The following is a 933-nucleotide window of genomic DNA, read 5'->3' as shown; positions in this document are numbered from 1 at the left end:
GGATCTGTGGAATTTCGCGCTTGAACTCTACGCCAGACCCGGCGTGGAACACGCCTGCCTGGAGTTGCAGGAGGCAGGCTGCGATGTCTGCCTGCTCCTGACTGGTGCCTGGCTGCAACGCCGTGGCGTGCGCTGTCTGGATGAACGCCTGCGCGCCCTGCGGGACGTGGCGGTGCCCTGGCAACGCGACGTGGTCTCGCCCTTGCGCCAGCTACGCCGCGACTGGCGCGGCGCCGCCAGCCAGGATGCAGCGCTGGCGAGCTTGCGCGAACAGATCAAGCAACTGGAATTGCACAGCGAGCGCGTGCTGCTCGAGCGCTTGCAGGCACTTGCCGAGCCCTGGCCGAGCGAAGCCGGCGACCATGACTGGCTGACGCACCTGGGAAGGCAGGACAGCGCCGCGCTGCATGTGCTGCGCGGCGCCATGGCTCAGCCTTAGGACGCGCTCGGCGACTCTGCGGCGCTGGCCCCAGTGCTCGCCGCTGGAGCGGCGGGCGCGACGGGTGCCGCCGGCGCTGCGGGCTTGGCGGCGGCCGGCTTGGCCGGAGCCTTCTTCACGGGCGCCTTGGCAGCAGCCGGCTTCTTCGCGACCGCAGGCTTGCTGACGGGCTTCGCTGCTGGCTTGGCGGCCGGTTTCGCTGCGGCGGGCTTGGCTGCTGGTTTGGCTGCCGCCGGTTTGCTGGCCGCGGCAGGCTTGGCCGGGGCCTTGGCTGCGACCGGCTTGGCAGCCGGTTTGGCGGCGGGCTTGGTTGCAGCGGGCTTGGCAGCCGCTTTCGGCGCTGCCGGCTTGGCTGCCGCAGGCTTGCGAGCGGCGGGCTTGGCCGCTGGCTTGCTGGCCGCTGCCGGTTTCGCTGCCGGCTTGCTGGCTGCCGCAGGCTTGGCAACGGGCTTGCTCACCGGTTTGGCGGCAGCCGCTTTGGCCGGAGCCTTCTT

At 71.3% G+C, this 933-nt stretch carries 2 protein-coding genes; both read left to right on the top strand.

Features of this window, described 5'->3' with window-relative positions:
* Window positions 1–439: TIGR02444 family protein (locus J0A65_RS24225; protein ID WP_206596819.1), on the top strand; the 439-nt coding region annotated here is incomplete at its 5' end.
* Between the two features lie 99 nt (window positions 440–538).
* A partial coding sequence (locus J0A65_RS24220) for a hypothetical protein (protein WP_206596818.1) occupies window positions 539–933 on the top strand: 395 nt, incomplete at its 3' end.

Origin of the sequence: Bowmanella yangjiangensis (genome assembly GCF_017255015.1) — a bacterium.
Lineage (GTDB): Bacteria > Pseudomonadota > Gammaproteobacteria > Enterobacterales > Alteromonadaceae > Bowmanella > Bowmanella yangjiangensis.
This window is presented reverse-complemented; position numbering and strand designations above follow the sequence as displayed.